Source organism: uncultured Microbulbifer sp. (assembly GCF_947504145.1).
Lineage (GTDB): Bacteria > Pseudomonadota > Gammaproteobacteria > Pseudomonadales > Cellvibrionaceae > Microbulbifer.
Genome location: NZ_CANNGQ010000001.1, coordinates 1,016,713 through 1,042,989 on the forward strand (window position 1 = coordinate 1,016,713; position 26,277 = coordinate 1,042,989).

Consider the following 26,277-nt stretch of genomic DNA (forward strand, 5'->3'; position numbering starts at 1 on the left):
TGAGCACCTGCGGCGAACTAAAGAGGCCAGCGACATGATTGGCCCGAAACAATTTGCATAAACACTTAAACCCGAGGCCCGGTATTCTCACGAATAGCGGGCTTCGGTTTTTTACGATTTCCGGGGAGAGAAAATGAAAGTCGTATCCTTTAACGTAAACAGCATCCGCGCGCGCCTGCATCAGATGGAGGCGCTGGTAGAGAGTCATTCGCCCGATATTATCGGTCTGCAGGAAACCAAAGTTACCGACGAAGACTTCCCGATCGATGTGATTCGCGATCTCGGCTATGAGGTCATTTACTTCGGTCAGAAGACACACTACGGCGTCGCCCTACTCTCCCGCTATCCGTTCATCAAAAAGCAGTACGGCTTCCCTACTGACGCCGAAGACGCGCAGCGCCGCCTGGTCGCGGGTCAGTTTGATATTGGCGCTGACCAGCCACTCACCGTCCTGAATGGCTATTTCCCCCAGGGGGAAAACCGCGAACACCCGGTCAAGTTTCCCGCCAAGCAAAAATATTATGCCGATCTGGATGCCTACCTGAACAAGGAGTGCGACAACAAAGCGCCAGTGCTGGTGATTGGCGACATGAATATTTCCGCCTCAGACCTGGATATTGGCATTGGTGAGTCAAACCGCAAGCGCTGGTTGCGGGACGGTAAATGCAGCTTCCTGCCGGAGGAGCGTGAGTGGCTGGAGAAAATTTATAATTGGGGACTGACCGATACCTTTCGCGCTCAGAATCCTGAGACCAACGATCTGTTCAGCTGGTTTGACTACCGCAGCCGGGGCTTCGATCGCGAGCCCCGCCGCGGGCTGCGTATTGACCTGATCCTCGCCTCCGGGTGCCTTGCGGACAAGTGCGTAGCCACCGGTATTGATTACGATATCCGCGCTATGGAGCGCCCCTCGGATCACGCACCCGTCTGGGCTGAGTTCGACATCTGACCCCGCAGTCCCAACTTATATCCCAAGAAGCGGAGCGCCAGCGCGCTTCTTGGGCTTCTTCTGCCGCTGCTTCCAGCCCCCGCACCACACGCTATCCTGTAAAGTCCCGGCTGCATATCTGAAAAACCATATATTCGATATTCCATATATACGGAATGTTGAATATACTTTGCCGCAGATCAATCGGAGATCCACCGTGAACCCTGTCGCTTTCTACAAATGTCTTGCTGATGACACCCGCCTGCGCAGCCTCTTGCTGATTGCACGCGAGGGCGAGCTCTGCGTATGTGAGCTGATGGAAGCGCTCAAGCAGAGCCAGCCAAAGATTTCACGACACCTTGCCCAGTTGCGTCAGTGTGAGCTGTTGAGTGACCGCCGCCAGGGCCAATGGGTGTTTTACAGCCTGAACCCCAGCCTGCCCGATTGGGCCAGTCAGGTTCTGGGAATGACCCTTACTCAAAACCCCGCATTCATCACCGAAAACACCGAAGCACTTGCCCGTATGCAATCGCGCCCCGTGCGCGATAGGCAGTGTTGCTAAACAATTTGTTTTACATCCGAGCCAGGAAAAGAAAACCATGAAGCTTTTGTATATCTGCACCCACAACCGCTGTCGTAGCATTCTGAGCGAGGCGATTACCAATCAGTTTGGTCAGGGCCGTCTTGAGGCGCGCAGTGCCGGCAGTCAGCCGGTGGGCGAAGTGCACCCGCTTTCCCTCAAGTACCTGGAGGAGCAAGGTATATCCACCGAAGGGCTTTCCAGTAAATCCTGGGACAATCTCGATGGTTGGGTGCCGGATGTGGTGGTAACCGTGTGCGACAGTGCCGCCGGCGAAGCCTGCCCGATATGGCTCGGTGATACGCTCAAAGTGCATTGGGGGCTTTCTGATCCATCCAAGCTGGATGGTAGCGACGAGCAAAAAGCTGAGGCTTTCCGCCAGACCATCGGCGCGATTAAGACGCGGGTAGAGCGTATGCTGGCAGCTGATGTCGATCGCAAATACGGCAATGCGCTACTGGAGGCACTGACCCAACTCGCGACAGAGGAAGGCTGATCATGGGGAATTTTGAGCGCTATCTCTCGCTCTGGGTCGGCTTGTGTATCTTGGCAGGGCTTTTTCTTGGCAATCTGGCACCGGAATTTTTTCAGTCGATCGCCGCCATGGAAGTCGCCCATGTAAACCTGCCGGTAGCAATTTTCATCTGGTTGATGATCTACCCGATGATGGTGCAGGTAGACTTTTCCTCGATCCGTCATGTGGGTGACAAACCCAAGGGGTTGATACTGACGCTGGTGATCAACTGGCTGATCAAACCGTTTACCATGGCCGCTCTGGGCTGGCTGTTCTTCCGGGTGATTTTTGCCGATCTGGTGGACCCGCAGACGGCGCAGGAATATATCGCTGGCATGATCCTGTTGGGTGTGGCCCCGTGTACCGCAATGGTATTCGTCTGGAGCCAACTTACCCGCGGGGATGCAAACTATACGCTGGTGCAGGTCTCGGTAAACGACGTGATCATGATCTTCGCGTTTGCCCCCATTGCTGCCCTGTTGCTGGGTGTCAGTGATATCACCGTGCCGTGGGATACGCTGCTTTATTCAGTCGTCCTGTACGTACTGTTGCCACTGATCGCGGGAGTTCTCACCCGGCGTGCACTGGATTCGGCCAATGACCATACCCGGCTGAACAATTTCCTGGCCAAGATCAAGCCACTTTCCATCGCCGGCCTGTTGGCGACGGTGGTGCTACTGTTTGGTTTTCAAGCGCAGACAATCGTCGAAAACCCACTGGCTATCGTACTGATTGCGATACCGCTACTGATCCAGACTTACGGTATTTTCGCCATCAGTTACGCCGCCGCCCGCGGCATGAAGCTTCCGCATAATATCGCTGCACCTGCGTGCATGATCGCAACCTCAAATTTCTTTGAACTGGCGGTCGCCGTTGCCATTTCGTTGTTCGGTTTGCACTCCGGTGCAGCGCTCGCAACGGTCGTCGGTGTGCTGGTGGAAGTGCCGGTCATGTTGTCGCTGGTGGCCATTGCCAATCGCACACGTCACTGGTTTGGAGAAGAAGAGGTAAATTCATGAATATCGACGATATGCCCAACCTCGATGCCGAGTGTTTTCACAGCACCGATCACGATCAACTAGTGGCACCCATCAGCGACACACCGCCGAAAATCCTGTTGCTGTACGGGTCGCTGCGCGAGCGCTCCTTCAGCCGCCTGGCGGCTGAAGAAGCGCAGCGGATTCTGCAGGCGCTCGGTGCGGAAACGAAGATTTTCAATCCGTCCGGGCTACCACTACCTGATGATGTGGATGCGGATCACCCGAAAGTGAAGGAACTGCGGGACCTGGCCACCTGGAGCGATGGCATGGTGTGGTCATCACCGGAGCGCCATGGCGCCATGACCGGCATCATGAAAGCGCAGATCGACTGGATCCCGCTGGCGCTGGAAGGCGTAAGGCCCACCCAGGGCAAGACGCTGGCAGTGATGCAGGTGTGCGGTGGCTCTCAGTCCTTCAACGCAGTAAATCAGATGCGTATTCTCGGACGCTGGATGCGCATGGTCACCATTCCCAATCAATCGTCTGTGGCCAAGGCCTGGCTGGAATTCGGTGACGATGATCGCATGAAACCTTCGTCGTACTACAATCGGATTGTGGACGTAATGGAAGAGTTGATGAAGTTTACTTTTCTGCTGAAAGACAAGCGGGATTACTTTACCGACCGTTATTCCGAGCGGAAGGAAACAAGCGAAGAATTTCGCAAACGCATTGATCAGCGTTCAATGTAGATCCGTCTGGACCGCAAGAGTGGCAGCGTTTTGCTGCTACTCTTGATCACCTCGCCCTACTTTTCTCCCCTGATCTTCTCACCTACCTCAGCGCTTCGTTCAAGACCGCGGCCAGGCGGATACCCCCCTGACGAAGACGTAACGCTATCACTTCCCGGTTCTTGTCATAGTAGGCCTCGCCCAGCACACTGGTATCCGTATAGGCGTTCATATGTGCGAGACGGTGAGATTCCTGCAGCCAGAGTTCCGGCTCGCCCGCAGCAGTTCGCAACACTTCACGGCGATCCAGTCGATCGACTTCCTCTGTGGCAAACGCTTTCCAATCGTTGATAAAGCGCCGTGGCAAATGCGTATCCCATAGCGCGTGAAGATTGGTGGCCTCACCAAAAAATTCAACCATTACATCGTTTCCACCCCGGTCTTCGCGCAACCCGGTGTGCATGGGCTGATGAATATCTTCCACAAAATGCACCAGAAACAATAACGCCTCGGCACGCTCTATATCGCTTAACGACTTGTCGGTGAGTTTCGCGCGATTGACCTTGATCGCATCGAGGATACAACCGTGCTCCGGGCAATCCCGGGATTTGTCATAACTATCCCAGGCTACTGGTAAATTGATGTAGTGCAGTGGTCCGACCCAATCATAGGCATCATTGCTGCGCATCCGGTCGGCCCAGGTCCCCGCTTCAGCCAGTGTCGTTTCGCCTTTCAGCTTCAACAGCCTTTTCACTTCAGTTTGCACCGGTACTTCCAGCAATTGCCAGGCGATCTCACCGCTTGCCCGGTGTGCGTCTGCGCCCCAGGCAACTACCTGTCCAGAGAATGCTGAGGAAACAATACAACTGAAGATAAAGGTAATTCGATAAATTGCTCGGTTCACAGCCCACCCCAAAATTTGGTCATCTAGCGCAAGGTTCAGCGGCACGACAATACGTGCGGACTGTGACAATTTTACGACGTCGGTATTTGGCAGCCTGCCTGTCACCTGTTTGCGACAAATCGGAAATATCTCCTTAACTCCACTGCAAGATCTCTCGACAACAATGGGCGCGCCGGAAATCCGGCGATGGACCGTATTTAAGAGATACATAACTATTGACGGCCCAGGGATAGATGCTGGCAAACAGCGCAACCGGGCCCGATAAGGAGAGTTTCATGAAAGGCTTCCAATTCCCGCGGGCACTACTGTCTGCCGCGGTCATCTCTGCGCTGGGTGTAGCGCCTGCTGCACTCGCCCAGCAGACCACCTCTTCCATTCGCGGTATCGTTACCAGTGATGCGGGCGCGCCGGTGCAGGATGCCACCGTTACCATCGTGCATCAGCCTTCTAACAGCCGCAGTGTTATTCAGAGCAATGGCAGTGGTCGATTCAATGTTTCCGGCCTTCGTGTCGGTGGCCCCTACACCATTCGCGTACAATCCGCCGCCGGCGAAGAAACCATCGAAGGTGTTTACCTGAGCCTTGGTAACCCCACCAATCTTCCCATCGATCTCGATTCCGACAATCTACAGGTTAATGATGTCGAAGAAGTGGTGGTCACCGGTGAAGTGATTGCCTACGAAAATCGCGGCTCCAGCAGTGTTTTCGGCGAAGACCAGATCGCCAGTGTGGCGACGTTCAATCGCGACCTGAAAGATGTTCTGCGCGCGAACCCGCTGGCGATTGTCAGCCCCGATGGCAATGAACTCAGCATTGCCGGCACCAACCCCAAGTACAATTCGCTTACCATTGACGGCGTTGGCATTAACGATACCTTTGGCCTGCAGGGCAATGGCTACCCCTCAAACCGGCCACCAATTTCACTGGATGCCGTAGAGCAGATTTCCATCAGTTATGCGCCCTTTGATGCGCGTATGGGTAAATTCACCGGTGGTAATGTGAATGTGGTGACCAAGTCAGGCACCAACGAGTTCAGCGGCAGTGTTTTCGGCGAATCCGTGCCCTGGGCCGGTACCGCAAAAGACGATCGCCTTCCCACAGGCGGCACCGTCGACGAGTTCGACATTGAGAACGAGGAAGAAAGCTACGGTGCCACGTTCAGCGGCGCACTGATTCAGGACAAGCTGTTCTTCTTCTCTTCCTATGAAAAATGGGAAGAAGAAATCGCGTTCAACTACGATCTGGACTCCCTGAGCAACCACAACGTCACCACCCAAGAGCGCGATCGCGTATTGAGTGTTCTTCAGGACGTTTATGGCCTGCAGGACTCCGTTGGCTCGGCGCCAGAACCCGACAGCGATGAAAAAATACTGGTCAAGCTGGACTGGAATATCAGCGACAATCACCGCGCCGATTTTTCCTACAGCAACCAGGAAACCCGCTCCGCGCGCAATTTTACTGACGGCAGTGAGGAACTTAACCTCTCATCCAACCTCTGGACCATGGCCCAGGACGTCACCTACTTCAGCAGCCATGTGTTCTCCGACTGGAGCGACGTGTTCAGCACTGAGGTAAACCTTTCGTACAAGGATTACGAGCAGGCGTCGCTGACCAACAGCAACTGGGGTGAGGTCAACATCCGAACCGAAGATGGCTTTATCGTTGCTGGCGCAGACCAGAACCGCCATGCGAACGTACTGGCCAATGAAGTGTGGAATTTCGGCTTCCACGGAACCTATAACGCCCAGGACGTACAGTACCGCTTTGGCACCGAAATCGAGGACACCTGGAACTACAACCTGTACGGCCGCCACGCTTCTGGCACCTGGGCTTTTGACAGTATCGACGATTTTGAAAATCGCGCTGCCAGCAACCTGCAGTACAGCAACGCCTATACCAACGATATCCAGGATATCGCCTACGACGTAAACGGCCGCACCTACGCCTTTTACGGCGACGCGACCCTGGAGCCTGTTGCAGGCCTCGAACTGGTCGCAGGCCTGCGCTACGAGTCACTCGCGGTAGACAGCGCGCCCAATGCCAACAGCAACTTCGAGGAGACCTACGGTTACTCCAATACCGAAAACCTCGATGGTCTCGACATCCTGCTGCCCCGCATTGGCATCACCTGGAACCTGCGTGACGATCTCACGTTGCGCGGCGGCGTTGGCCGTTTCAGCGGTGGTATGCCGCTGGTATGGGTATCCAACGCCTACACCAACGACGGCTCCACCAAAGATTCCGTTTACCTGACGGACATCGATACGGCGGACGTCAACTTCACCGGTGTGCCACAGGTGGCCATGGACAGCCTGGCGCCGGGTGCCGGCAGTACCAACAGTATCGACCCGAACTTTGAACTGCCGTCAGATTGGCGCTACCAGGTGGGTGCAGATTATGTGTTTGACGTGCCCGGCTTTGCGAATGACGTATTCCTGAGCACCGAGCTCACTTATGTTGACCGGGAAAACAGCGTGTACTGGCGCGACCTGTCCCGTGTAGACAGCGGTGAACGTATCGGCGACCGCATCATCTGGGACAATGTGTACGCCGGCACCGAGTTTGAAGACAATTACGATCTAGAGCTGACCAATGTCGATAACGGTGGCCGCAGTATCATCTGGAGTACGGCGCTGGAAAAGGCGTTTGATAACGGAGTTTCTCTCAACCTGTCTTACACCCATCAGGACATCACCGAGGTCAACCCGGGCACCAGCTCCACCGCGGAATCCAACTACCAGTACGAGGTGGTGGAAAACCGCAACCAGCCTCTCGAAGGCACTGCCTACTACGAGGTTGAGCACCGCCTGGTACTGAACTTCGGTTACCGCACAGAATTTGTGCAGGGCTATGAGACCAATTTCAATCTATTTGTAGAGCGTCGCTCCGGCCGTCCTTTCTCCTGGACTTACGAATCGTTCCGCGACGCCGGTCTGGGTGATCAGTCCAACTTCGACGACTCCGATGTTTATCTTGCCTATATCCCGTCCGGTGCCGACGATCCCAACGTGGATTTCGAAAACGGCCTGAGCTATACGGAAATCATGGATATTGCCCGTCAGGCCGGTGTTGCCGGCGCCGCAGGTGGGTTTGTCGATAAGTACTCGGCGAACATGCCCTGGGTCACTACCATGGACCTGGCAATCACTCAGGAGCTGCCGGGCTTTATGCCAGAGCACCGCGGCCTGGTGTACTTCACCGTCGACAACTTCGCCAACCTGCTGAATGACGACTGGGGCAAGGTGTACGATAGCCAGTACCCGCAACGGTATCTGTTTCAGTACGATGTGAATGACGAAGGGCAATACGTCTACGATGAGCCTTATGCCGGTTTGAATACCAAGAACTATGATCGCTTCCAGGCTGATGAATCCACCTGGCGAGTTAAGCTGGGCCTCAAATATCAGTTCTAATCTACTGTTCTGAGATCAACCCGGAAACGCAAAAGGCCTGTCGTAAGACAGGCCTTTTCTGGTTTTATTCGAGTATTTTCCGTTCCCTACTCGCCCAGCCAGCGCTCCAGTGTTTCCGCGAGGCTGTCTTTACTCAATGGCTTGGTGAGGTAATCGTCCATCCCCGCCGCCAGGCAACGCCCTTCAAACTGCTCTTCTGTTGTACTGGTCAATGCCACAATCGGCAGCCGGTCGTCCGGTGCATACTCGCTTTCCCAGTGCCGCAATTGCTCAATGATCTCCGCACTGTGGGTGGTGTTCTGCTGGCAATCCACTAGCAACAGATCGTAATTGTTATCCGGCAGACGCGACAGTGCGTCCTCTACTGCGGCAACAACCTCCACCTGGTACCCCAGAGCCTGCAGCATTTCTTCCGTTACCCCCAGGTGTTGGCGGGATTCCTCGATCAATAACAGCTTCCGTTTGCGGTTGACCTCAGCGTTGGTGCACACCACGCGGCGGCTGCTTTTTTTCATACCACCAAACAGGCGGATTACTACCGCATCGTGAAATTCTTTCCGTGTCACCGGGCGGGCCAGGTACTGAGCCTCGGGTTCCACCGCCGCCAGCGGCGCGAATTCGAGCTTGTGCCCATATCCGCCCATGCACAGCAGTGGAAATTTTTTCGGAGCATCGCCGGATGAGGTGATCACCTGGGTGACACCACTCAACATCTGGCCATCGCCCATAGCGGGTGCCAGCACAACCAGCTGGCCGCGCTCCATTGCCTGCAACAGGTGGTCCATCGGCTCGGTGCTGCCGTCGTCCCAGTTTTTAGTGGTAACTTCCATACCGAAGGACTGCAGTATCTGGGCAATCCCGCTGACAAAAAGTCCTTTCTGATGCAGCAGTAAAGCCTCGGTATTCTCAAGCCGGCGGTCCGGTTGCAGGTAAATGCGTTGATTGGGCTCGATCGCGAACTTAATCACTACCTGGTAGCGGTTGCCGTCTTCGGTGGAATGGAGCTGCAGATAGCCGCCCATGGCTTCCGCCAGACCTTTGGCGATATTCAGGCCCAGCCCGGTGGTCACCTGAGTGGTATCCATACGGGAGAAGGCACCAAACAGTTCGGATTCATCGGGAAGAATCTCCCCATCGCCGCTGTCCACCAGTTTGAGCGTCAACTGGCCCTCGTCGGTGCTGAGCTGCTCAAAGCTCGCCTCGCCCCACAGTTCGCCACTCTGTGCAATGACGGTTGCCGCATCCACCAGGTTGCGAATCAACTGGGCGGTTTTGCGGTTGTCGCCGGTGACCATCACCGGCAGGTCTTCACTGATCTGGAAATTGAACTCAAGGCGCTGTCGCTGAGCTGCCTTTGCGGCAAATTTGAACGCCTTCTCCATGGTACGAACAAGGTTGAACGGCGCGCGCCGCAAGTGAATATCCTTGCGCGCTACGCGGGTGAACATGCCCACGTTGTCCACCAGCTTCAGCTGCTGGTTGCTGGCATTCTTGGCCAGCCGTACCCAGTCCCGCTGCCGATCGGAAAGCCTGTCACCTTCGAGTAGCGCCAGCGCACCCAGGGTATCCGTCAGTTGGCTGCGGAACTCCTGCCCCACATTGGCGAGAAATTCGTTCGTCACTTCCACTGCCGCATCTGAATGCTTGCGCGCTGCGGCCAGGTTGCTGGCCTTTTGTTGCAGTGCCTGCATGGCGGCAACCCGGTCCCAGTAGTTCTCCGACTCGCGGCGCGCCTGATGGGCCATCAGCCAGACGAACGCGAGGGTCAGTGCGCCGTAAATGGCGCCGAGAATATCCGACGTGAGAAACCCCTGCAGTGCGGCAGGTACCAGCGAGCCGGCGAGAAACCAGGTAAGGAATCGGTGGTATGGGGAAAAAACAGAAGCTACGCTGGCGCAAAAAACTACCGTATAGATCCACAGGAACTGAGTCGCCGGGGAAAAGCCAAGCAGGAACACATGACTGAGTAGAATGATGCCCCACCAGACCGCACCGAGTGTGGACGCGAGGAAATAGCGATGACGCCAACGCTTCGGCCCGGTGGCATACAGATTCTCAAAACGGAAAACGTAGTAGCCACGAATCAGCGTCAACAGTACCAGCACGATCGCCAGCACCAGCACCAGCTTGGGCGACATAGTGCGGAGTTCACCGATCGCCACCGCGACGGCAAATGCCACCAGACTGAACAGCATCCCCCGGCGTGAATACTTGGCAATACGGGTATCAGTGTTGCGGCAGACCCGGCGATCCTTCTGGACCTTGAGCTCGGGGTGATCAAATAACGGCATAAATAATTCCGGCGAACGCTCCCTGTGTCCGAAACGGCTGAGGAGCTGTTGCGGCGCTACTGGCCCAATCCCATGACTTCAACCAGCACAGTTTTAAACACAAAGCCAAGCAAGCCTAGCCCAAGGGCAATAAACAGGATGAAAGTACCGAAGCGACCAGCTTTCGATTCTTTGGCCAGGTTCCACACAATAAACATCATGAAAAGAATCAGGCCGCCGATACCAAGAACCAGGGAATACTCTTCAAACAACTCAAAACTCATGACAAAAGTCTTCCGCTACAGCATTTACCCACGTACCAGCCACCCGAATTGGGAGCTGTGTGCCTGCTTTGCGCTGAACACATTGCCCCGGGGTGAACCGGTGAAAAATTGGCGCGTATTGTATAGGAGGTATTGGTACGAAACCACGAATTAGAGGCCGACGTGGACCCATCGGGAGCCCTGATGCCGGATTAGGGGCGGCGCAGAGCACTACTGATGACAGCCCAGGAAGTCTCAGCAGCAGGACACCGGCGACGGGACAGATAGAGAGCGCACACCGCACAGCGGCATGCGCAGCAGGCTGCGCCCTGAGGTGAATATCTGATCAGGCGCCCTGGTAGTAGTCGCTGTCGTCGACGCGCGTACCGCATTTGATACGCCGTACCTCTCGGTCACGGTACCGGCTATCGTGCCAGCATCGCGGCAAAGCCTCGCCGGACAGAAACTGTAATTCTGCTTTGTCGAACACCTCGGGATCCTGAATTTCTTCACCCCAAAGGTATCTGCCAACAACGGTCAATTCGTACGGATTTGCAAGAGTGACGATGTCGGCGACATCAATCAGGTGGTTACTTTCGGCATCGCGAAGCAGCATGGTCTGGCCCCTGTTTCTTCTCAATACCTTTGAGTATAGGGAGAAATTCGCGCCAAACATGACTGAATTTGCTGTCGAAATCGCCTATGTCCTCTCACAAACAACGGGAATAAATGAGCTTCGACTTTAAAACCATTCGAAATTAGCGATGGTGTTGGATCCAAATCGGCCAAAACCACTCAGGAAGTGGAACATAAGTGCATTTTTCGGCCAGTTTTGGCTGAAGTGTTTTGCCGTGCTGCCCGGCGCTACTGTTACCGCTCCAGCGTAAGCCGCGCTGACACCATCCCCTCTTCCGCCAGCGCATCGACGCTGACTGAACGAATGATAAAACGCTGCTGCAACAGGGTATTCAACCAGGGTTGCAGATCCTGATAGCGCGCCTCGTCGATCCACAACCGGATGCGGCCACTGCCCTCCGGTTCGAATCGTTTGATGGTGACTTTGTGGTTGTTGGCTGCCGCTGTCACACGTTGCAGGAGGGTTCCCTGGGCCTGAGACTGGCCACCACTGTTGCGCTGAATGCGCTCCAGTTGCGGGCGCTGCTTCTCAATCCAGTCCACCAATTGTCGGGCGTTCTCTGCGTCAGTACGCGCACTGTCAAAAAAGGACTGCGCGGGTTTGAATAGCCCGAAAACAATAAAGAGGGCCCCCAGAAAAAGGATCAACATACCCAGCGCTCGCTGGTCATTGGCGGGAAGAGCTGTCCACTTCTGGCGCCACTGTTCAATCGTCTGCTTCATAGTATTCGATGTTGTTCTGATTATTTCCGCTGGGGGCTGGTATCTGGCAGTACTCATCGCAGGCGGATACGGCCGGAAACGCCGTCATCCAACTCGTTGGCCGCCAACAGCTCGGCCTTGAACTGGCCACTACCGAGCTTTCCGACCACCGAGTCCAGCTGGCCGAGATTGGCTGCGCGCAGCTGCAACACCAGCTCCCCACGGTTGCCGTCAAAGCGCAGGGACTGCAACTTCAGATCACCGGAATTGCCAGTGGCCCAAACCTTGCTCAGTTGTTGCAGTTGGCCGGCGAACTCACCGCCACCTCCCGAGGACTGATTGAGATAACCCATGATCTGCCGGCGCAGATCCGCGCCGGGGCTGTCTCCGGGGAAAATTTCGCTGAACAGTGTCCGGGCGGCATCATCCGCCCGGTCTGCCTGAATCTTGTAGTAGACGCCGGCACCCACAAAAAACGCCAACTGCAGAGCGAAGCAGGCCGCTACGGCGATGGCGGGCTTTTTCCACCATGGGCCACCATCGGACGCGAGGGTGATCTGGAAATCGCCTGTGAGCAGATTGCCGGGGACGCTGGCGCCCACACTGGCACTGAACGATGCTTCAGGCGGCGCGTCGCTGATACGTTCAACGGTTGCCAGCTGCTCGAAGGTGGCGAGTTCGAGCTCTGTCACATCACCGAGAACGCGCAGCGCGGATGGATCTTCGGCACCGACCTGTGCGCCGGCCACCTCAGCCCCCTCCTCTGTGTCTACCGGTATCATCAGGCTTTCCGCAATTACACCGGCAAGGGGGCGCGCCACAGAAAGGCCCTTGCCTGTGGCCATCCAGAAATGTGCGCGATCGTCGTCAAACCACACGGCAGAACTGTTCGCACCGGTATTGGCGAGTACCCGATACTCGGGAATCGCACCGATAACCGGCCAGCCAAGGCGCTCTATCTGCCCCTTGAGAGCGGCGAGCTTATTGCTGGAAACCGCCATGACACTGCACAGATCACCGGCAACCGGTTCACACACAAAGTGCAGATCTTCCACATCTTCCGCGAGCTGCTCTTCCACCATGTAGCCCACGGCGGTGCTCTGACGACGGGCTGCGCGGGGCACATTTTCGAGGCCATTCCACACCCAGCTGCCGGGCACCAGAATCACTGCACGATCTTCCGGTTCGAATGCCAGCGCGCTGATCACGCCCTCGGCTTCCGTGGCGATTTCACCATTCGCGCTTTCTGCTTCTGGAATGGCATAGCCGGCTTCTGAGGCATTTGCGATAAAGGCGCGCTGGAATGCGGTATCCGTTGCTACTGCCTGCCAGGCGCCTTCGCGCCAGCATTGCAATAGCACACTGCCCGCTGCCTGTACCTGATCGCCGCTGTGCGATCCGGCTACAGGCTCTCGCAGCCTTAATAATTTCACTTCCTGACTCAATTAATCCCCCAGTAATTCCTGCAAAAACTGCCCGGAAAACTCGCGCCGCTGACGCTGAATGACTTTGACTTCGCCGGTAGTGGTGTCGAGCTTGAGTATCGACTCCCAGTACTGGCGATTTTCCAGGCCAAGTTGCACGGCAATATGCGCCACATAATACGCGGTGTTGAAGTCCAATTCTGCCCCGCCGGTAATGCCAAACCCGGACAGGTCTGCCATCTGAGTAAAAGGCGTACCACTTTCCCGCTGGCTGATCAGCCCCGGGACGTTGGCAGACGGAAACATCGCAGAGAGCACCGCTTCTGAGGCCGTGTTTACGTTTATTTTTGTTCCTGATTCCGGCAGCGCACAGAGCTCCGGTGCGATGGCGCTCCACTCTTCCGGTTCAATACCCTGCCCCGCGCTTAACTCGGATATATCGGTAATGAACGTATCCGGCGTGCGATACGCAATTTCTTGCCCGAGGTAACCATTGTCTTCGGTACCGGACGTGAGCGGTATATCGCCGGGGTCCACCCAGTCTTCAATCGCCATGGCGGTTTCTGCCCGACCACCCAGGTTTCGTACCAGGCGCTGCAGTAGCTTGCTGTCCGAGGTCTCGGCACTGGCCGAGTCGCCGCTACCGCCCGCTCGACTCTGCGTTAAATTATTTACATTAAAACAGGACTGTAAGTCCTTGATCTGAATGCGTATTTTTCCGTTGTCCGGATTGAACTCCACCAGTTTTTGCGCCCAGGGCTCCTGCAGGTTATCGCTGGCCGCTGTCGCCGTCCGGTCTTCTTCAAAATCCTTTTCCAGCGCGATGATGGCCCACGCCTCAGCGCCGTGCACAAACTCCGCCAGCTGCGTGTTGGCGAGAATCGCGCTGGTACGGGATATCGCGAGGCGATTGCGCGTCACTGCGTGAGTGACGGCCGCAACGGCGATCACCATCACCAGTAACACGGTAATCAGCGCAACGCCCCGCTGGCGAGCCGGGTGGCTAGCCATCATTGGTCTTCGCCCCGGTTATCATCGCGGTCATCACCACCGCTACTGGAGCTGCTGCCGGAGTCGCGCTCGTCGTCATCATCACCACCACTGCTGCTGCCACCGCTCCCTGAGCCGCCGGTCGCAGAAACCACGGTGTAGTCGGGCAGCGAGAACACCCGCCGCATTTCCCCGCCGCCGCGGGTGAGCAAGGTGACTTCGATGGCCTGCGGCAAGCGCAGATCAACTGCACCGGGAGCAGATGCCGATGAGGCCGGGGGCCACTGGGCAAGCCAGGCTTTGGTGTCGCGGTCGTAGTAGCGCATATTCAGCTCTACTACGCCATCCAGAATCGGCTCGGCAATAGGCTCGGAGTCTGGCCCGCGGTCGAGAATGCGCCACCGGCTGCGTATCAGCAGTGCGGTATCGTCGTCCAGCTCACGCTCAAATCGGCTTTCGGAATCCTCTTCGGCGTAACCGATGCCGTAGTGCAGCCGCTGTACATTGCCACGAGGCTCGCCGGTCAGGTTGGCCGCCCCCAGGCGAGTAAACTCGAATTCGTTGGTCACGCCCTGAAATGCAGGCTCGTAGCCGCTATACGCATTTTTTACCGGCCGCACGGTGAGCTGGCGCAGATCATCGTCCATGCGGTACATGGCCATGGAAAGACGGCGCATTTCATCGGCGCGGGCATTGAGCACCCGGTCGGTGGAGAAGAAGATTTCCAGGAGAGAGTAGGAGCCGATGCCGATGATCGAAACGATCACCAATACCACCATGATCTCAATCAGGGTAAAGCCTCGGGCGAGCACGGGCCGGCACTTCATGAGCGCCCTCCGTCACTGTTGATACTGGCACCGATGGACTGGGCTACCCAGGAGTCGATGGTGAGGATGGGGGATTCTGCCTCAGGCCGCCCCACCTGCACGATGATCTGGCGCATCTTTGGCTCATTGGTGGTCTTCACTTCGGCAGTTACCTGCCATTCCCGCTCAGCGAGCAGTACTTTTTCGGTCTTTTTGCCCAGTGGAGGCCAGTCGGTACGCAGACGGATCTCCGCGAGCGCCTGTTGGGCAACCCAATTTGCGGTCAGGCGCTCTTCCAGAGCTGCTTGTTGCCGCACGCTGTCCTGCAGGGTTTTCAGTACACTGGCAGCGATCACCCCGAAAATCACCAGGGCAACTAGCACCTCTACCAGGGTAAAACCGCGCTGGCGGTAGCTTGTTGAGCGGCGCGTGCGAGGTTTAATACTCATCGCTCTGCCACTCCAGTTGCATGCCGTAGAGACTGCTGTAAGAGATGATCGCCGCGCGCCCAATGTCGCCGTTTTTCATCAGAAAGAAACCGATTTCCACCGGTAATACCTCGCCACTGGAAAGCGCCGCAAACTGCGGAAGAATCTCTTCTTCATCTTTTTTGCCGTTAGTCGAACGGTTGTCTTTGGTGTCGGTACCGGAATCACTTCGGCGCGTACCACCAAAACTGGTCGACTTGCTATCGGCACCGGGCAGTTCGGTCTGGGCGAGAATCTCCAGACGCATAGTGGGTGGGAGTTCGTGGGCGGTAAAACGGCGGGCGTTGGACGCAGCGGGATTTCCTGAAAAGTCCATCTCCTGCCACTTCATGGTGCTGGAATCGTAGCGCACCACTTGATAAGCGTGCTCTTCAAATACGACCCCGTAGTGAGCTTTGTCGATCAGTGCACGGTCCGACACCAGCTGCAGGAGGTTGGCGAGGCGCTGCACCTCACCGGTCCATTTGCGGCTGTCGGTATTATTCAGAGACAGCGTCGCCATACCTGCCAGCGAGGCGATGATGACAATCACCACCAGCAGTTCGATCAGGGTAAATCCCCGTTGGCGGCAGGCTGCGACGCGCATGGAATTGGCTCTGGTCAGCCTCAGAGCTCGGAAGCGAACAGGTCGGCCGCCTCACCTTCGCCACCGGGCTTGCCGTCGGCACCCAGACTAAACAGGTCGTACGGACCGGAACTGCCCGGGCTGATGTACTGGTATTCGTTGCCCCAGGGATCTTTCGGCGATTTTTTCAGGTAGGGCTCATTCCAGTTCTTGGCTTCCGGGAAGCCGGAGGGCTTGGTTACCAGTGCCTCGAGGCCCTGATCCGAGCTCGGGTAGACGAAGTTGTCCATCCGGTACATATCCAGCGCGGTGGATATCGCCCGCAGGTCCACGGTCGCCGCCTTCATACGTGCCTCACCGGTACGGCCCATGATATTCGGTACAACCAGTGCACCAAGAACACCAAGGATCACGATAACCACCATGATCTCAATCAGGGTAAAACCCCGGTTATTGCGCAGATTTTTCATTTCTCACCTCGCAGAACAAAATTTCGGGCAGCCGGCCCGTGATCGGTCAACAACCAGTGCAATCACACAACCAGCTGATTCATATTCATGATCGGCATCATGATCGCCATCACGATGAACAGTACGATGCCCGCCATTACCAGCAGCATGATCGGCTCAAACAGGCTCACAAACGCCGTTACGGCACCCTGCAGGTCCCGCTCCTGGTTTTCCGCCGCACGCACCAGCATCTGGTCCAGCGTACCGGAGGACTCACCACTGGCAACCATATAGGTCATCATCGGCGGGAAGTATTCCACATCTTCCAGCGCCCGGCGCAGACTACCGCCTTCGCGCACGAACTTCTGCGCAATCTGTAGCCGTTCTTTCAGAAAATCGTTGCTCATTACGCCACTGGCGATGCCCATTGCCTGCACCAGAGGAACGCTACTGCCGGTAAGAATTGCCAGAGTACCCACATAGCGCGCACTTTGGCCGCCGCGCACCAGCCACCCGATCGCTGGCATATCCAGCAGGCGGTGATGGAAGCGGTAGCGAAACCCGGGGCGGCGCAGCAGCAGCGTCCAGCCGATGACCAGGGCAATGATTGCCGGTGGTATCAGCCAGCCCCAGGCGGAAATGAAATCGCTGATGGACACGAGGATCCGGGTAGCCAACGGCAGTTGCTGGCCGGTGCCGGTGAACACTTCGATCACATCGGGCACCACATAGACCATCAAGCCGGTAACCACGAGTACACAGATGACTACCAGCACCAGCGGATAGATCAGTGCCAGCTGCACCTTCTGCCGGAATACCTGCTGGTTTTCGGTGTAGTCCGCCAGCCGCTCCAGTACATCGTCCAGGTGGCCGGAGTGCTCCCCTGCCTCCACCGTTGCACGATAAAGCTTGGGGAAGGCTCTTGGGAATCCGGCCAGTGCCTGGGCAAAACTGTGCCCCTCCATCACCTTCGCTCGCACGGCGAGTACGATACGGCGTACTTTCTGGTTGCGGGACTGGTTGGCGATGGCGCCGAGGGTTTCTTCCAGGGGAATACCGGCGCGCAGGAGCGTGGCAATTTGCCGGGTTAGCAGCGCCAGTGCCTTGACGCTGAGGCCCGGGCTGCCGGAAAGGATACTCGCACTGCCAGCGCTACTGGACTCAGAGGCAGCGGTGACTTCGATGGGAATCAACCCTTTGGCGCGCAGCTGCTGACGCGCCGCTTTGGCACTGTCGGCCTCGAGCGTGCCGCGGTTTTTACGACCACCACTGTTGAGCGCTGTGTACTCGAATGCACCCATGTCAGGACTCCTGGGTTACCCGAAGCACTTCTTCCAGCGAAGTTCGTCCGGCGAGTACCTTGGCTACACCATCGTCGCGAATACTGGGGCCCAGTGTGCGGGCCTCCTGAACCAGCGCGTTTTCCGACGCGCGGTCGTGGATCAGCTGGCGCAGTTTTTCATTGACCGGCACCAGCTCATAGATACCGATCCGACCGAGATAGCCGCTGTGGTTACACTTTTCACAGCCGCCCGGGCGGTAAATCGTCGCAGTAGTCCCCTCTTCCAGCCCCAGCATTCTGCTTTCGAAACTGTCGGTTTCATGAGGCTGGCGGCACTCCGGACAGAGCACCCGCACAAGGCGCTGGGCGAGTACGCCAATCACACTTGAGGACAGCAGGAATGGCTCGATCCCCATGTCCACGAGACGGGTAACTGCGCCGAGGGCGGTATTGGTGTGAAGGGTGGAAAGCACAAGGTGACCGGTCAGACTCGCCTGAATGGCGATCTGCATGGTTTCCAGGTCGCGGATCTCCCCCACCATCACCACATCCGGGTCTTGACGCAGGATGGCACGCAGGCCGCGGGCAAAGGTCATATCCGCCTTGGTGTTGACCTGGGTCTGGCCGACACCTTCGAGGTTGTATTCCACCGGATCTTCGACGGTAAGAATGTTCTTCTCGCGGTTATTGATGCTGGCGAGGCCGGCGTACAGCGTCGTGGTTTTACCGGAGCCGGTGGGCCCGGTCACCAGCAGAATACCGTGTGGGCGCCCCAACAGTTCGGTCATCACCTTCAGATCCGACTCTGCCATGCCCAGTTGGCGCATATCCATTTTGCCCGCCTGCTTGTCCAACAGACGCATCACCACTCGCTCGCCGGCGGACGATGGCATGGTGGAAACACGCACATCCACCTCGCGGCCGCCCATCAGGAGAGAGATGCGACCATCCTGAGGCACACGCTTTTCCGCGATGTCCAGTTTCGCCATTACCTTTATACGAGAAACCAGCAGCGGCGCCAATGCGCGACGAGGCTGCAGCACTTCGCGCAGCACACCATCTACGCGGAAGCGCACCACGAGGCGTTTTTCGAACGTTTCGATATGGATATCCGAGGCACCCTGTTTAAGGGACTCGGCAAAAATGGCGTTGATCAGGCGGACGATGGGCGCATCGTCTTCCTGCTCAAGGAGGTCTTCGGTTTCCGGCAGTGAGTCGGCCACCGCGGCGAGGTCCAGGTCATCACCCAACCCCTCCACATCCGAGAGGTTGCCGCCTTCGCGATTCTCATACAAACGCTGCAGAGTTTCCTGAAATGCCTCTACATCCACCGCGGCAACACCGAGGGGGGTTTCGCAGAGCCGCTGCACTTCAGCAAGTACGCTGGGGTTGAGGGGCGCCACATACTGGCACACCGGCGTACCATCCACTTCCGCCAGCAGCACCTGATGGCGCTTGGCGAACGCGTAAGGCAAGCGTTTTAGCGCGAGATCCGTCATCACTTGACGTCCTCGGGCTCCATCGGCAATGCCTCAGGATCGACCGGTGGCGGCAACAGGTCTGGCAGGGTTTCGCCCCGCTGCCAGTCCCAGATGCGGCTGGTGTTATCGCGCAGGTGCAGCTGCTTTTCCTGGATATCGCGATAGCGCCGGCGGGTCTCTTCGTAGCCGGCAATCTGCGAACTCAGGATTTTGGGCCGCAGGAAAACCATCAGGTTGGTTTTGTCGACGGCCTTTTCGGAGTTGCGGAACAGGCGACCTAGCCCCGGGATATCACCCAGCAGCGGGACCTTGTTATTGATCTCAGTCACTTTGTCTTCAATCAGGCCACCCAGTACCAGGATGGCACCATCGTCGATCAGCACTTTGGTGCGGATCTCACGCTTGCTGGTAACGATGTCCGATGCTGCCGAGCTTGAGACCGGCAGCACATTCTCCACTTTCTGCTCAATTTCCAGGGTGACGGAATTGTTGTTGTTTACCCGCGGAGTGACCTTGAGCGTGGTGCCCACGTCCTGTCGCTGGATGGTCGTGAAGGGATCGTTGTTGCTGCCGGATAGCAGCTGCTCACCGGTAATAAACGGTACGTTCTGGCCGACGAGAATCTCGGCTTCTTCGTTATCCAGTGCCATGATGGTGGGCGTGGACAGGATGTTGGCATTGTTCTCACTGGACATGGCGTTTAGCGCCAGTCGCACATCGGTGCCGCTCAGGAAGCCCAGGTTGAGCCCGGCGCGCGCCAGATTGGCCGGATTCAGGGAAAACGGATTCACTTCCGAGAGCACATTGCCGTCGTCGTCAATGATCGGGGTTTCCGCGAAATCGTTCTGGAAGCCTGCGAACACATCGTCGTCATTGCCCGCGATCCACTTAACACCCAGCTCGTTTCCAGTGCCCTCGGTCACTTCAACAATGATCGCCTCAATCAGTACCTGCGCACGGCGCACGTCCAGTTTGGCGATCACGCCTTTCATTGTCTCCAGCAGAGACGGCGGCGCAGTAAGAATCAGTGCGTTCAACTCTTCGTTGACCTGGATGCTCACCTCAACATCGGCGACCTGCTGATCTTTTTCGGTTTTTTGAATGCTGCCACTCATCCCCTCGAGTACCGGCTTCAGGTCCACCGCGCTGGCGTACTGCACGTACACAACAGCCGTGTTGCCCTCACCGTCCAGGGGCTGGTCGAGGCGTTCGATGACTTTTCGGAGTTGTTGGCGGGTAACCGGATCACCGGTGAGGAGAATACTATTGGAGCGCTCGTCCACTGCGATGCGCAGGGGCTGCACGTCGTTGCCCGCCTGCTTGCCACCGCCCTGCAGCAGCTCGTTAATCACCTGCTTGACCTCTTTGGCCGAGGCGAATTCGAGGGGTACCAGCTCGATATCGATGGCGCCCGCCCGGTCCAGCTGCTTGATCAGCCGCACTATCTGGTCGATGTTAGCGGAGCGGTCCGCAACGATCAGAGTGTTGGTGTCCGCATAGGCGGCCAGGTGGCCGGTCTGTGGGATCAGGGGGCGCAGCATGGCGATCAGTTGCGCGGCGGAAATATTCTCCACCTTCACCGTGCGTACCACCAGCGCCTCGCCGGGTGCCCGGGTCTGCTCGTCGATGACGGGGATGGCCTGCTGCTTGGCCAGTGCGTCCGGCACCACTTTCCAGGCGTCGCCCTGTTCAACCAGGCTGAACCCATTGACCTGCAGTACCGACATGAAGACATCAAACGCCTGCTGATGACTCATTGGGTCACCGGCAACCACCGTGACCTTACCTTTGACGTTCGGGTGAACAATGATGTTTTTGCCGGTGAAGTCCGCAGCCCAATTGATCAGATCGCGGATATCGGCATTATCCAGAGAAAGTGTAACCCTCTCCGGGGAAGACTGAGCCAGCACCGAAAACGACAACAAAAAACCCAGGGCGGCTGCTACCAGCCGTCGGTGAAACACGCTCATCATTATGAAATTGGCTCTAATTCTTATGTAATCAATAAACAGTTGGTCTTAAAAGTGCACCCTACCCCCAGGTGCGCAATCTCCCGCATGAGAGCGATCGAACGCTCGACTCAGCGTTGGTTGCCCCCCTGACGCTGGCGGGCCATTTCTCGCAGCTGCTCCAGGCGCTCGCGGATCGACTCTTGTTTGTCTGCCCGGTCAGACGACGAGTTGGCGCTGATTACCTTTGCCGCCTGGCGCGCATAGTTCGCGTACTGTTTGGGAACAGTGGGACGTCCATCTGCGTCTGGATAGGTCAGTTTTTCCATCTGGCCGTTTCGACGAAGGATAATATGATCGACCTCGACGGAATAGACCTCAGCGCCGCCAGGTAGTTTCTGACCGACAAAAATACGCTCCGCAGGCTTGCCCCGCTCCGCCACCAGCGCACTGGCGTGGTCGCTCATGCTGCTGCTGAGGACGCCAGACAGTACCAGATTTAACTGTGTGATGGGGATATTCGCGAGATCCAGCTCAGGCTCGGCTTCTGTTTTGAGAGGTGCCACACCGAAAAAGGCGGTAGAAGGCAGAGATGCAGCCTGGTTGGCACCCGCGGTACTGCGCGTGCTGCGCTCCGCCAGCAATCCGCCATCGGACTCTTCAGGTACCACCAGATGGCCGTATGCCATGACATTGACCGCGAGCCAGCTACCCACGACTGCTGCGGTAGCTACAAGGCTGCGACGAGCAGCGGTACCGCCGGATGTGGCTGAATTCTGCAGAGCAGATGATATCGTGCGCTTTACCAAAGACATGATGAAATCCCGTCTCGGCTGTATCACAGCCAGCTTCGTTCTACATATTGGGGCGCCTATTCTCGGGGCTTGCACCGAGAAAGGCAATGTTGCCAGCGGAACAGACTAATAAATAACCAATCACAACGCAAAGCGCCATAAGGCGTACCAATTACTTCCGCCCATAAAAAAGGCGGCTCGCGCCGCCTCTTTCATGATGTCAGTCTATTACCTGAAGGTTACAGTTTTGTTTCCAACTCAGGTACTGCATCGAACAGATCCGCCACCAGGCCGTAATCTGCAACGGAGAAGATTGGCGCCTCTTCATCCTTATTGATCGCCACAATCACCTTGGAGTCTTTCATACCTGCCAAGTGCTGGATGGCACCGGAGATACCCACCGCAATGTAGAGGTCAGGCGCAACAATTTTACCCGTCTGGCCAACCTGCATATCGTTCGGGACAAAGCCCGCGTCCACTGCGGCGCGGGAAGCACCTACCGCGGCGCCCAGCTTGTCGGCTACTTTATTCAGCAATTCGAAGTTTTCGCCGTTCTGCATGCCGCGGCCACCAGAAATAACCACGCGAGCTGCGGTCAGTTCCGGGCGATCAGACTCTGCCAGCTCCTCGCCCACAAACTTGGAAACGGCGGCGTCGTCGACAATATCGACAGACTCTACCGCCGCACTGCCACCTTCCGCAGCAACAGGGTCAAATGCGGTAGTACGCACCGAGGCCACTTTGATTGCGTCGGAGCTCTGCACGGTAGCGATCACGTTGCCCGCGTAGATCGGACGCTTAAAGGTGTCCGGGCTCTCAACCGCAAGAATGTCGGAAATCGGCTGCACATCAAGCAGCGCCGCGGCGCGCGGCAGCATGTTTTTGCCGGTGGTGGTTGCCGGAGCCAGGATATGACTGTAGTTCTTGCCCAGATCGCCTACCAGCTTGGCTACATTTTCGGCCAACTGATGCTCGTAAGCGGCATTATTGGCGACCAGCACTTTGCTGACACCTTCCACTTTCGCGGCTGCTTCACCAACGGCGTCACAGCCGCTGCCCGCTACCAGCACGTCGATATCGCCACCGATGGCCTTGGCCGCGGCGATGGTATTGAGGGTTGCGCCTTTCAGTTCGGCGTTATCGTGCTCTGCAATTACAAGAATGCTCATCAGATTACTTTCGCCTCGTTTTTCAGTTTCTCGACCAGTTCCGCAACATCTGCCACTTTGATACCAGCCTGGCGCTCGGCCGGCGGCTCCACTTTCAGGGTTTTGGTGCGCGGGGCGATATCCACACCCAGTTCTTCCGGGTTGGTCACATCCAGAGGCTTTTTCTTGGCCTTCATGATATTGGGCAGGGAGGCGTAACGCGGCTCATTCAAGCGGAGGTCAGTGGTAACCACTGCTGGCAGCTGGAGCTCAACGGTCTGCAGACCGCCGTCGATTTCACGGGTCACCTTGACGGAGCCCTCTTCGACGTTCACCTCAGAGGCAAAGGTGCCCTGCCCCATGCCGGTCAGTGCGGCCAGCATCTGGCCAGTCTGATTGTTGTCGCCATCGATGGACTGCTTGCCCAGGATAACCAACTGCGGCTCTTCCTTTTCCACGATGGCTTTCAGGCACTTGGCCACTGCCAGCGGCTGAAGCTCGGCATCGGTCTCGACCTGAATACCGCGGTCGGCGCCCAGCGCCAGTGCGGTGCGAATCTGTTCCTGGCACTGTTTAGGGCCCATGGACACAACGACGATCTCGCTGACCACACCCTTTTCTTTCAGGCGTACCGCTTCTTCTACGGCGATTTCACAGAAGGGGTTGATGGACATCTTTACATTGGCAGTGTCCACATCTGAACCGTCCGCCTTTGGGCGAACCTTCACGTTGTAATCGACAACGCGTTTCACAGCTACAAGAACTTTCATGAAAATCCCGTCTCAGTAGTCTACTTGGAAGTTGCAGCGCCGTGGCCAGACTGGCTCCGGTGCAACATGGGTAACTCGGGCAGGCTCCCGGCCGAGTACTGCGGCGGCGCTGCCACACCCGGCTCAGATGAGTCGGGCGAGTGAAATCAGGCAATTGCACGCCCGCCACAAGTTCAAACAGTTGTTTGAGCGGCGTGTATGTTGGCGCTTTCACAAGCCAAAATCAATAGTTGAATACTAGGCTGAACCATCATTCATAAAATCAATTTCAGGCCATAATTACGCCGTATTCGGCAGACCGGAATTCCGGGTTTTCCCCTGTTTTTGCCACCGGAATTGAAAAGTCCTGCAATTGGTAGGGTAGTTTGTTGCCCTATATAATCGGCCGACTTATAAACCGCCTGCCATAATTTGGCGGCTGAATAATGAACTTCTGAGGAGAGACCTGTGGAACGCGAGTCAATGGAATACGACGTAGTCATCGTGGGTGCAGGCCCTGCGGGACTTGCCGCGGCCATCAAGCTGCGCCAGATCAACGAAGACATTTCCGTGTGCGTGGTAGAGAAAGGCTCCGAAGTGGGCGCGCATATTCTCTCCGGTGCAGTCTTCGAGCCCACGGCACTCAACGAGCTCTTCCCGGACTGGAAAGAGCGCGGCGCCCCGCTGCAAACCGCCGTGGATGGCGATGACATCTATGTGCTGCGCGGCCCCGAAAATGCTCTCAAAGTCCCCAATATGCTAGTGCCAAGCACCATGCATAACGAAGGCAACTTCATTATCAGCCTGGGCAACCTGTGTCGCTGGCTGGCCGAACAAGCCGAAGCACTGGGTGTAGAGATCTTCCCCGGATTCGCTGCTGCTGAAGTCCTGTACAACGAAGATGGCTCCGTCAAGGGCATCGCCACTGGTGATATGGGCGTCGGCCTCAATGGAGACCACAAAGACAGCTACATGCAGGGCATGGAGCTGCACGCCAAATACACCCTGTTCGCCGAAGGTTGCCGCGGCCACCTGGGCAAACAACTGATTGCCAAATTCAGCCTGGATGCAGACCGCGATCCGCAGCACTACGGCATCGGCATCAAAGAAATCTGGAAAGTCGACAGCGCCAAACACAAGCAAGGCCTGGTAGTACATACCGCCGGCTGGCCGCTGGATGAGTCCGGTTCCGCGGGCGGCGGCTTCCTGTACCATCTGGAAGACGATCAAGTAGTAGTAGGCTTGATCACCGACCTCTCCTATAGCAACCCGCACGTCAGCCCCTTTGACGAGTTCCAGCGCTACAAGCACCACCCGGTGATCAAGCAATACTTGGAAGGCGGCCAACGCGTGGCCTACGGTGCCCGCGCTATTGTAAAAGGTGGCCTGCAATCCCAGCCGAAGATGACCTTCCCGGGTGGCCTGCTGATCGGCGACGATGCCGGCACCCTGAACTTTGCCAAGATCAAGGGCAACCACACCGCGATGAAATCCGGCATGCTGGCGGCAGAATCCGTGGCTGAAGCCCTCAAAGCCGAGCGCAGCAGTGAAGACCTGACCGACTACAGCGACCGCTACAAAAACAGCTGGGCCTGGAAAGAACTACACAAACAGCGCAACTTCGGCCCCGCTCAACACAAATGGGGCAATATCCTCGGCTCCGCTTACGCGTTTATCGATATCAACATCTTCCAGGGCAAATTGCCCTGGACCCTGAGCGACAGCAAAGCAGACCACGCGCAGATGAAGCCGGCGGCAGACTGCAAAAAAATCGCTTACCCGAAACCGGACGGCGTACTGAGCTTCGACAAACTGTCTTCGGTGTTCATTTCCAACACCAACCACGAAGAAGATCAGCCCTGTCACCTGACACTGAAAGACAGCGACATCCCGCTGAACCACAACCTGCCAATCTACGACGAGCCCGCACAGCGCTACTGCCCCGCCGGTGTTTACGAAGTAATCGAGGAAGCGGGCAACAAGCGATTCCAGATCAACGCACAGAACTGCGTGCACTGTAAGACCTGCGATATCAAGGACCCGACGCAGAACATCGTCTGGGTAACTCCGGAAGGTGGCGGCGGCCCCAACTACCCGAATATGTAATCGGGCATCGATCCGTTTTAAAGGGCACTTCCGCAGTGCCCTTTTTTATGCCTGCAATTCCTGAAACGAAAAAACCGGACACTGTTCCCAGTGTCCGGTCGATCAAGCAATCCCTTTTGGCTTATTAC

24 protein-coding genes are annotated in these 26,277 nt (G+C 56.8%); 7 read left to right on the top strand and 17 right to left on the bottom strand.

Annotation, left to right across the window (positions count from 1 at the left end; genetic code table 11):
- The first annotated feature begins 133 nt into the window (after positions 1-133).
- From xthA to arsH, 5 genes are all read left to right on the top strand, one after another.
- The gene (xthA, locus tag Q1A74_RS04610) at positions 134-949 is read left to right on the top strand and encodes an exodeoxyribonuclease III (RefSeq protein WP_299592759.1); all 816 of its coding nucleotides are present in this window, start codon (positions 134-136) and stop codon (positions 947-949) included.
- A 196-nt stretch (positions 950-1,145) separates the two neighbouring features.
- Positions 1,146-1,490 (top strand): metalloregulator ArsR/SmtB family transcription factor, encoded by a 345-nt coding sequence (locus tag Q1A74_RS04615; protein ID WP_299592787.1) that lies wholly within the window; start codon positions 1,146-1,148, stop codon positions 1,488-1,490.
- Between the two features lie 37 nt (positions 1,491-1,527).
- Positions 1,528-2,004: an arsenate reductase ArsC gene (locus tag Q1A74_RS04620; protein ID WP_299592788.1), complete on the top strand. Its 477-nt coding sequence runs from the start codon at positions 1,528-1,530 to the stop codon at positions 2,002-2,004.
- 2 nt (positions 2,005-2,006) lie between these two features.
- Positions 2,007-3,041 (top strand): ACR3 family arsenite efflux transporter, encoded by a 1,035-nt coding sequence (gene arsB, locus Q1A74_RS04625; RefSeq protein WP_299592789.1) that lies wholly within the window; start codon positions 2,007-2,009, stop codon positions 3,039-3,041.
- Positions 3,038-3,751 carry an arsenical resistance protein ArsH gene (gene arsH, locus Q1A74_RS04630; protein ID WP_299592791.1) on the top strand — a complete coding sequence of 238 codons (714 nt, stop codon included), beginning with the start codon at positions 3,038-3,040 and terminating at the stop codon, positions 3,749-3,751. The genes arsB and arsH overlap by 4 nt, the downstream gene beginning before the upstream one ends.
- 82 nt (positions 3,752-3,833) lie before the next feature.
- Here arsH and Q1A74_RS04635 read toward each other — a convergent pair whose 3' ends face one another.
- Entirely contained in the window at positions 3,834-4,634 is an 801-nt protein-coding gene (locus Q1A74_RS04635) for a S1/P1 nuclease (RefSeq protein ID WP_299592792.1), read from the bottom strand.
- 275 nt (positions 4,635-4,909) lie between these two features.
- Between Q1A74_RS04635 and Q1A74_RS04640 the strand changes: the two genes are divergently transcribed.
- The gene (locus Q1A74_RS04640) at positions 4,910-8,047 is read left to right on the top strand and encodes a TonB-dependent receptor (protein WP_299592794.1); all 3,138 of its coding nucleotides are present in this window, start codon (positions 4,910-4,912) and stop codon (positions 8,045-8,047) included.
- An 86-nt stretch (positions 8,048-8,133) separates the two neighbouring features.
- Here Q1A74_RS04640 and Q1A74_RS04645 read toward each other — a convergent pair whose 3' ends face one another.
- The 16 genes from Q1A74_RS04645 to Q1A74_RS04720 form a co-directional block, all read right to left on the bottom strand.
- On the bottom strand, positions 8,134-10,338 hold the full coding sequence (locus tag Q1A74_RS04645; RefSeq protein WP_299592796.1) for a hybrid sensor histidine kinase/response regulator: 2,205 nt from the start codon (positions 10,336-10,338) through the stop codon (positions 8,134-8,136).
- Between the two features lie 56 nt (positions 10,339-10,394).
- The gene (locus Q1A74_RS04650) at positions 10,395-10,601 is read right to left on the bottom strand and encodes a DUF2788 domain-containing protein (protein ID WP_299592797.1); all 207 of its coding nucleotides are present in this window, start codon (positions 10,599-10,601) and stop codon (positions 10,395-10,397) included.
- Positions 10,602-10,926: 325 nt separating this feature from the next.
- Positions 10,927-11,196: an acetyltransferase gene (locus Q1A74_RS04655; protein ID WP_299592799.1), complete on the bottom strand. Its 270-nt coding sequence runs from the start codon at positions 11,194-11,196 to the stop codon at positions 10,927-10,929.
- Between the two features lie 254 nt (positions 11,197-11,450).
- Entirely contained in the window at positions 11,451-11,939 is a 489-nt protein-coding gene (gene gspM, locus Q1A74_RS04660; RefSeq protein ID WP_299592801.1) for a type II secretion system protein M, read from the bottom strand.
- 53 nt (positions 11,940-11,992) lie between these two features.
- Positions 11,993-13,351 carry a type II secretion system protein GspL gene (gene gspL / locus Q1A74_RS04665; RefSeq protein ID WP_299592803.1) on the bottom strand — a complete coding sequence of 453 codons (1,359 nt, stop codon included), beginning with the start codon at positions 13,349-13,351 and terminating at the stop codon, positions 11,993-11,995.
- Positions 13,352-13,363: 12 nt separating this feature from the next.
- Positions 13,364-14,353, bottom strand: coding sequence for a type II secretion system minor pseudopilin GspK (gene gspK / locus Q1A74_RS04670; protein WP_299592805.1), 990 nt, complete (start codon positions 14,351-14,353; stop codon positions 13,364-13,366).
- Positions 14,353-15,159, bottom strand: a complete 807-nt coding sequence (gene gspJ, locus Q1A74_RS04675) for a type II secretion system minor pseudopilin GspJ (protein ID WP_299592807.1) — start codon at positions 15,157-15,159, stop codon at positions 14,353-14,355. The genes gspK and gspJ overlap by 1 nt, the downstream gene beginning before the upstream one ends.
- A complete protein-coding gene (gene gspI, locus Q1A74_RS04680; protein ID WP_299592809.1) occupies positions 15,156-15,587 on the bottom strand; it encodes a type II secretion system minor pseudopilin GspI in 432 nt (143 codons plus the stop codon). The genes gspJ and gspI overlap by 4 nt, the downstream gene beginning before the upstream one ends.
- Positions 15,577-16,212 (bottom strand): prepilin-type N-terminal cleavage/methylation domain-containing protein, encoded by a 636-nt coding sequence (locus Q1A74_RS04685; protein WP_299592811.1) that lies wholly within the window; start codon positions 16,210-16,212, stop codon positions 15,577-15,579. The genes gspI and Q1A74_RS04685 overlap by 11 nt, the downstream gene beginning before the upstream one ends.
- Before the next feature lie 20 nt (positions 16,213-16,232).
- Positions 16,233-16,661 carry a type II secretion system major pseudopilin GspG gene (gene gspG, locus Q1A74_RS04690; RefSeq protein WP_299592813.1) on the bottom strand — a complete coding sequence of 143 codons (429 nt, stop codon included), beginning with the start codon at positions 16,659-16,661 and terminating at the stop codon, positions 16,233-16,235.
- Positions 16,662-16,723: 62 nt separating this feature from the next.
- Entirely contained in the window at positions 16,724-17,941 is a 1,218-nt protein-coding gene (gene gspF / locus Q1A74_RS04695) for a type II secretion system inner membrane protein GspF (RefSeq protein WP_299592815.1), read from the bottom strand.
- 1 nt (position 17,942) lies between these two features.
- Complete coding sequence (gspE, locus tag Q1A74_RS04700; protein WP_299593855.1) at positions 17,943-19,421, bottom strand: type II secretion system ATPase GspE; 1,479 nt, start codon at positions 19,419-19,421, stop codon at positions 17,943-17,945.
- Entirely contained in the window at positions 19,421-21,376 is a 1,956-nt protein-coding gene (gene gspD / locus Q1A74_RS04705; protein ID WP_299592816.1) for a type II secretion system secretin GspD, read from the bottom strand. The genes gspE and gspD overlap by 1 nt, the downstream gene beginning before the upstream one ends.
- Before the next feature lie 107 nt (positions 21,377-21,483).
- Positions 21,484-22,167, bottom strand: a complete 684-nt coding sequence (locus tag Q1A74_RS04710; RefSeq protein WP_299592818.1) for a type II secretion system protein N — start codon at positions 22,165-22,167, stop codon at positions 21,484-21,486.
- Between the two features lie 218 nt (positions 22,168-22,385).
- Complete coding sequence (locus Q1A74_RS04715; RefSeq protein ID WP_299592820.1) at positions 22,386-23,315, bottom strand: FAD-binding protein; 930 nt, start codon at positions 23,313-23,315, stop codon at positions 22,386-22,388.
- Positions 23,315-24,064 (bottom strand): electron transfer flavoprotein subunit beta/FixA family protein, encoded by a 750-nt coding sequence (locus Q1A74_RS04720; RefSeq protein WP_299592822.1) that lies wholly within the window; start codon positions 24,062-24,064, stop codon positions 23,315-23,317. The genes Q1A74_RS04715 and Q1A74_RS04720 overlap by 1 nt, the downstream gene beginning before the upstream one ends.
- Positions 24,065-24,511: 447 nt before the next feature.
- Between Q1A74_RS04720 and Q1A74_RS04725 the strand changes: the two genes are divergently transcribed.
- Positions 24,512-26,149, top strand: a complete 1,638-nt coding sequence (locus tag Q1A74_RS04725; protein ID WP_299592824.1) for an electron transfer flavoprotein-ubiquinone oxidoreductase — start codon at positions 24,512-24,514, stop codon at positions 26,147-26,149.
- Positions 26,150-26,277 lie beyond the last annotated feature (128 nt).

What these genes read in the sequence shown, in the direction of transcription:
- gspD (WP_299592816.1), bottom strand. Translation starts at nt 21,376, where the DNA reads ATGATGAGCGTGTTTCACCGACGGCTGGTAGCAGCCGCCCTGGGTTTT.
- Q1A74_RS04620 (WP_299592788.1), top strand. Translation starts at nt 1,528, where the DNA reads ATGAAGCTTTTGTATATCTGCACCCACAACCGCTGTCGTAGCATTCTG.
- gspG (WP_299592813.1), bottom strand. Translation starts at nt 16,661, where the DNA reads ATGAAAAATCTGCGCAATAACCGGGGTTTTACCCTGATTGAGATCATG.
- arsB (WP_299592789.1), top strand. Translation starts at nt 2,007, where the DNA reads ATGGGGAATTTTGAGCGCTATCTCTCGCTCTGGGTCGGCTTGTGTATC.
- arsH (WP_299592791.1), top strand. Translation starts at nt 3,038, where the DNA reads ATGAATATCGACGATATGCCCAACCTCGATGCCGAGTGTTTTCACAGC.
- gspJ (WP_299592807.1), bottom strand. Translation starts at nt 15,159, where the DNA reads ATGAAGTGCCGGCCCGTGCTCGCCCGAGGCTTTACCCTGATTGAGATC.
- gspF (WP_299592815.1), bottom strand. Translation starts at nt 17,941, where the DNA reads ATGGGTGCATTCGAGTACACAGCGCTCAACAGTGGTGGTCGTAAAAAC.
- Q1A74_RS04650 (WP_299592797.1), bottom strand. Translation starts at nt 10,601, where the DNA reads ATGAGTTTTGAGTTGTTTGAAGAGTATTCCCTGGTTCTTGGTATCGGC.
- gspI (WP_299592809.1), bottom strand. Translation starts at nt 15,587, where the DNA reads ATGAGTATTAAACCTCGCACGCGCCGCTCAACAAGCTACCGCCAGCGC.
- Q1A74_RS04720 (WP_299592822.1), bottom strand. Translation starts at nt 24,064, where the DNA reads ATGAAAGTTCTTGTAGCTGTGAAACGCGTTGTCGATTACAACGTGAAG.
- gspM (WP_299592801.1), bottom strand. Translation starts at nt 11,939, where the DNA reads ATGAAGCAGACGATTGAACAGTGGCGCCAGAAGTGGACAGCTCTTCCC.
- gspE (WP_299593855.1), bottom strand. Translation starts at nt 19,421, where the DNA reads ATGACGGATCTCGCGCTAAAACGCTTGCCTTACGCGTTCGCCAAGCGC.
- Q1A74_RS04715 (WP_299592820.1), bottom strand. Translation starts at nt 23,315, where the DNA reads ATGAGCATTCTTGTAATTGCAGAGCACGATAACGCCGAACTGAAAGGC.
- Q1A74_RS04645 (WP_299592796.1), bottom strand. Translation starts at nt 10,338, where the DNA reads ATGCCGTTATTTGATCACCCCGAGCTCAAGGTCCAGAAGGATCGCCGG.
- Q1A74_RS04685 (WP_299592811.1), bottom strand. Translation starts at nt 16,212, where the DNA reads ATGCGCGTCGCAGCCTGCCGCCAACGGGGATTTACCCTGATCGAACTG.
- Q1A74_RS04655 (WP_299592799.1), bottom strand. Translation starts at nt 11,196, where the DNA reads ATGCTGCTTCGCGATGCCGAAAGTAACCACCTGATTGATGTCGCCGAC.
- xthA (WP_299592759.1), top strand. Translation starts at nt 134, where the DNA reads ATGAAAGTCGTATCCTTTAACGTAAACAGCATCCGCGCGCGCCTGCAT.
- gspK (WP_299592805.1), bottom strand. Translation starts at nt 14,353, where the DNA reads ATGGCTAGCCACCCGGCTCGCCAGCGGGGCGTTGCGCTGATTACCGTG.
- Q1A74_RS04710 (WP_299592818.1), bottom strand. Translation starts at nt 22,167, where the DNA reads ATGTCTTTGGTAAAGCGCACGATATCATCTGCTCTGCAGAATTCAGCC.
- Q1A74_RS04640 (WP_299592794.1), top strand. Translation starts at nt 4,910, where the DNA reads ATGAAAGGCTTCCAATTCCCGCGGGCACTACTGTCTGCCGCGGTCATC.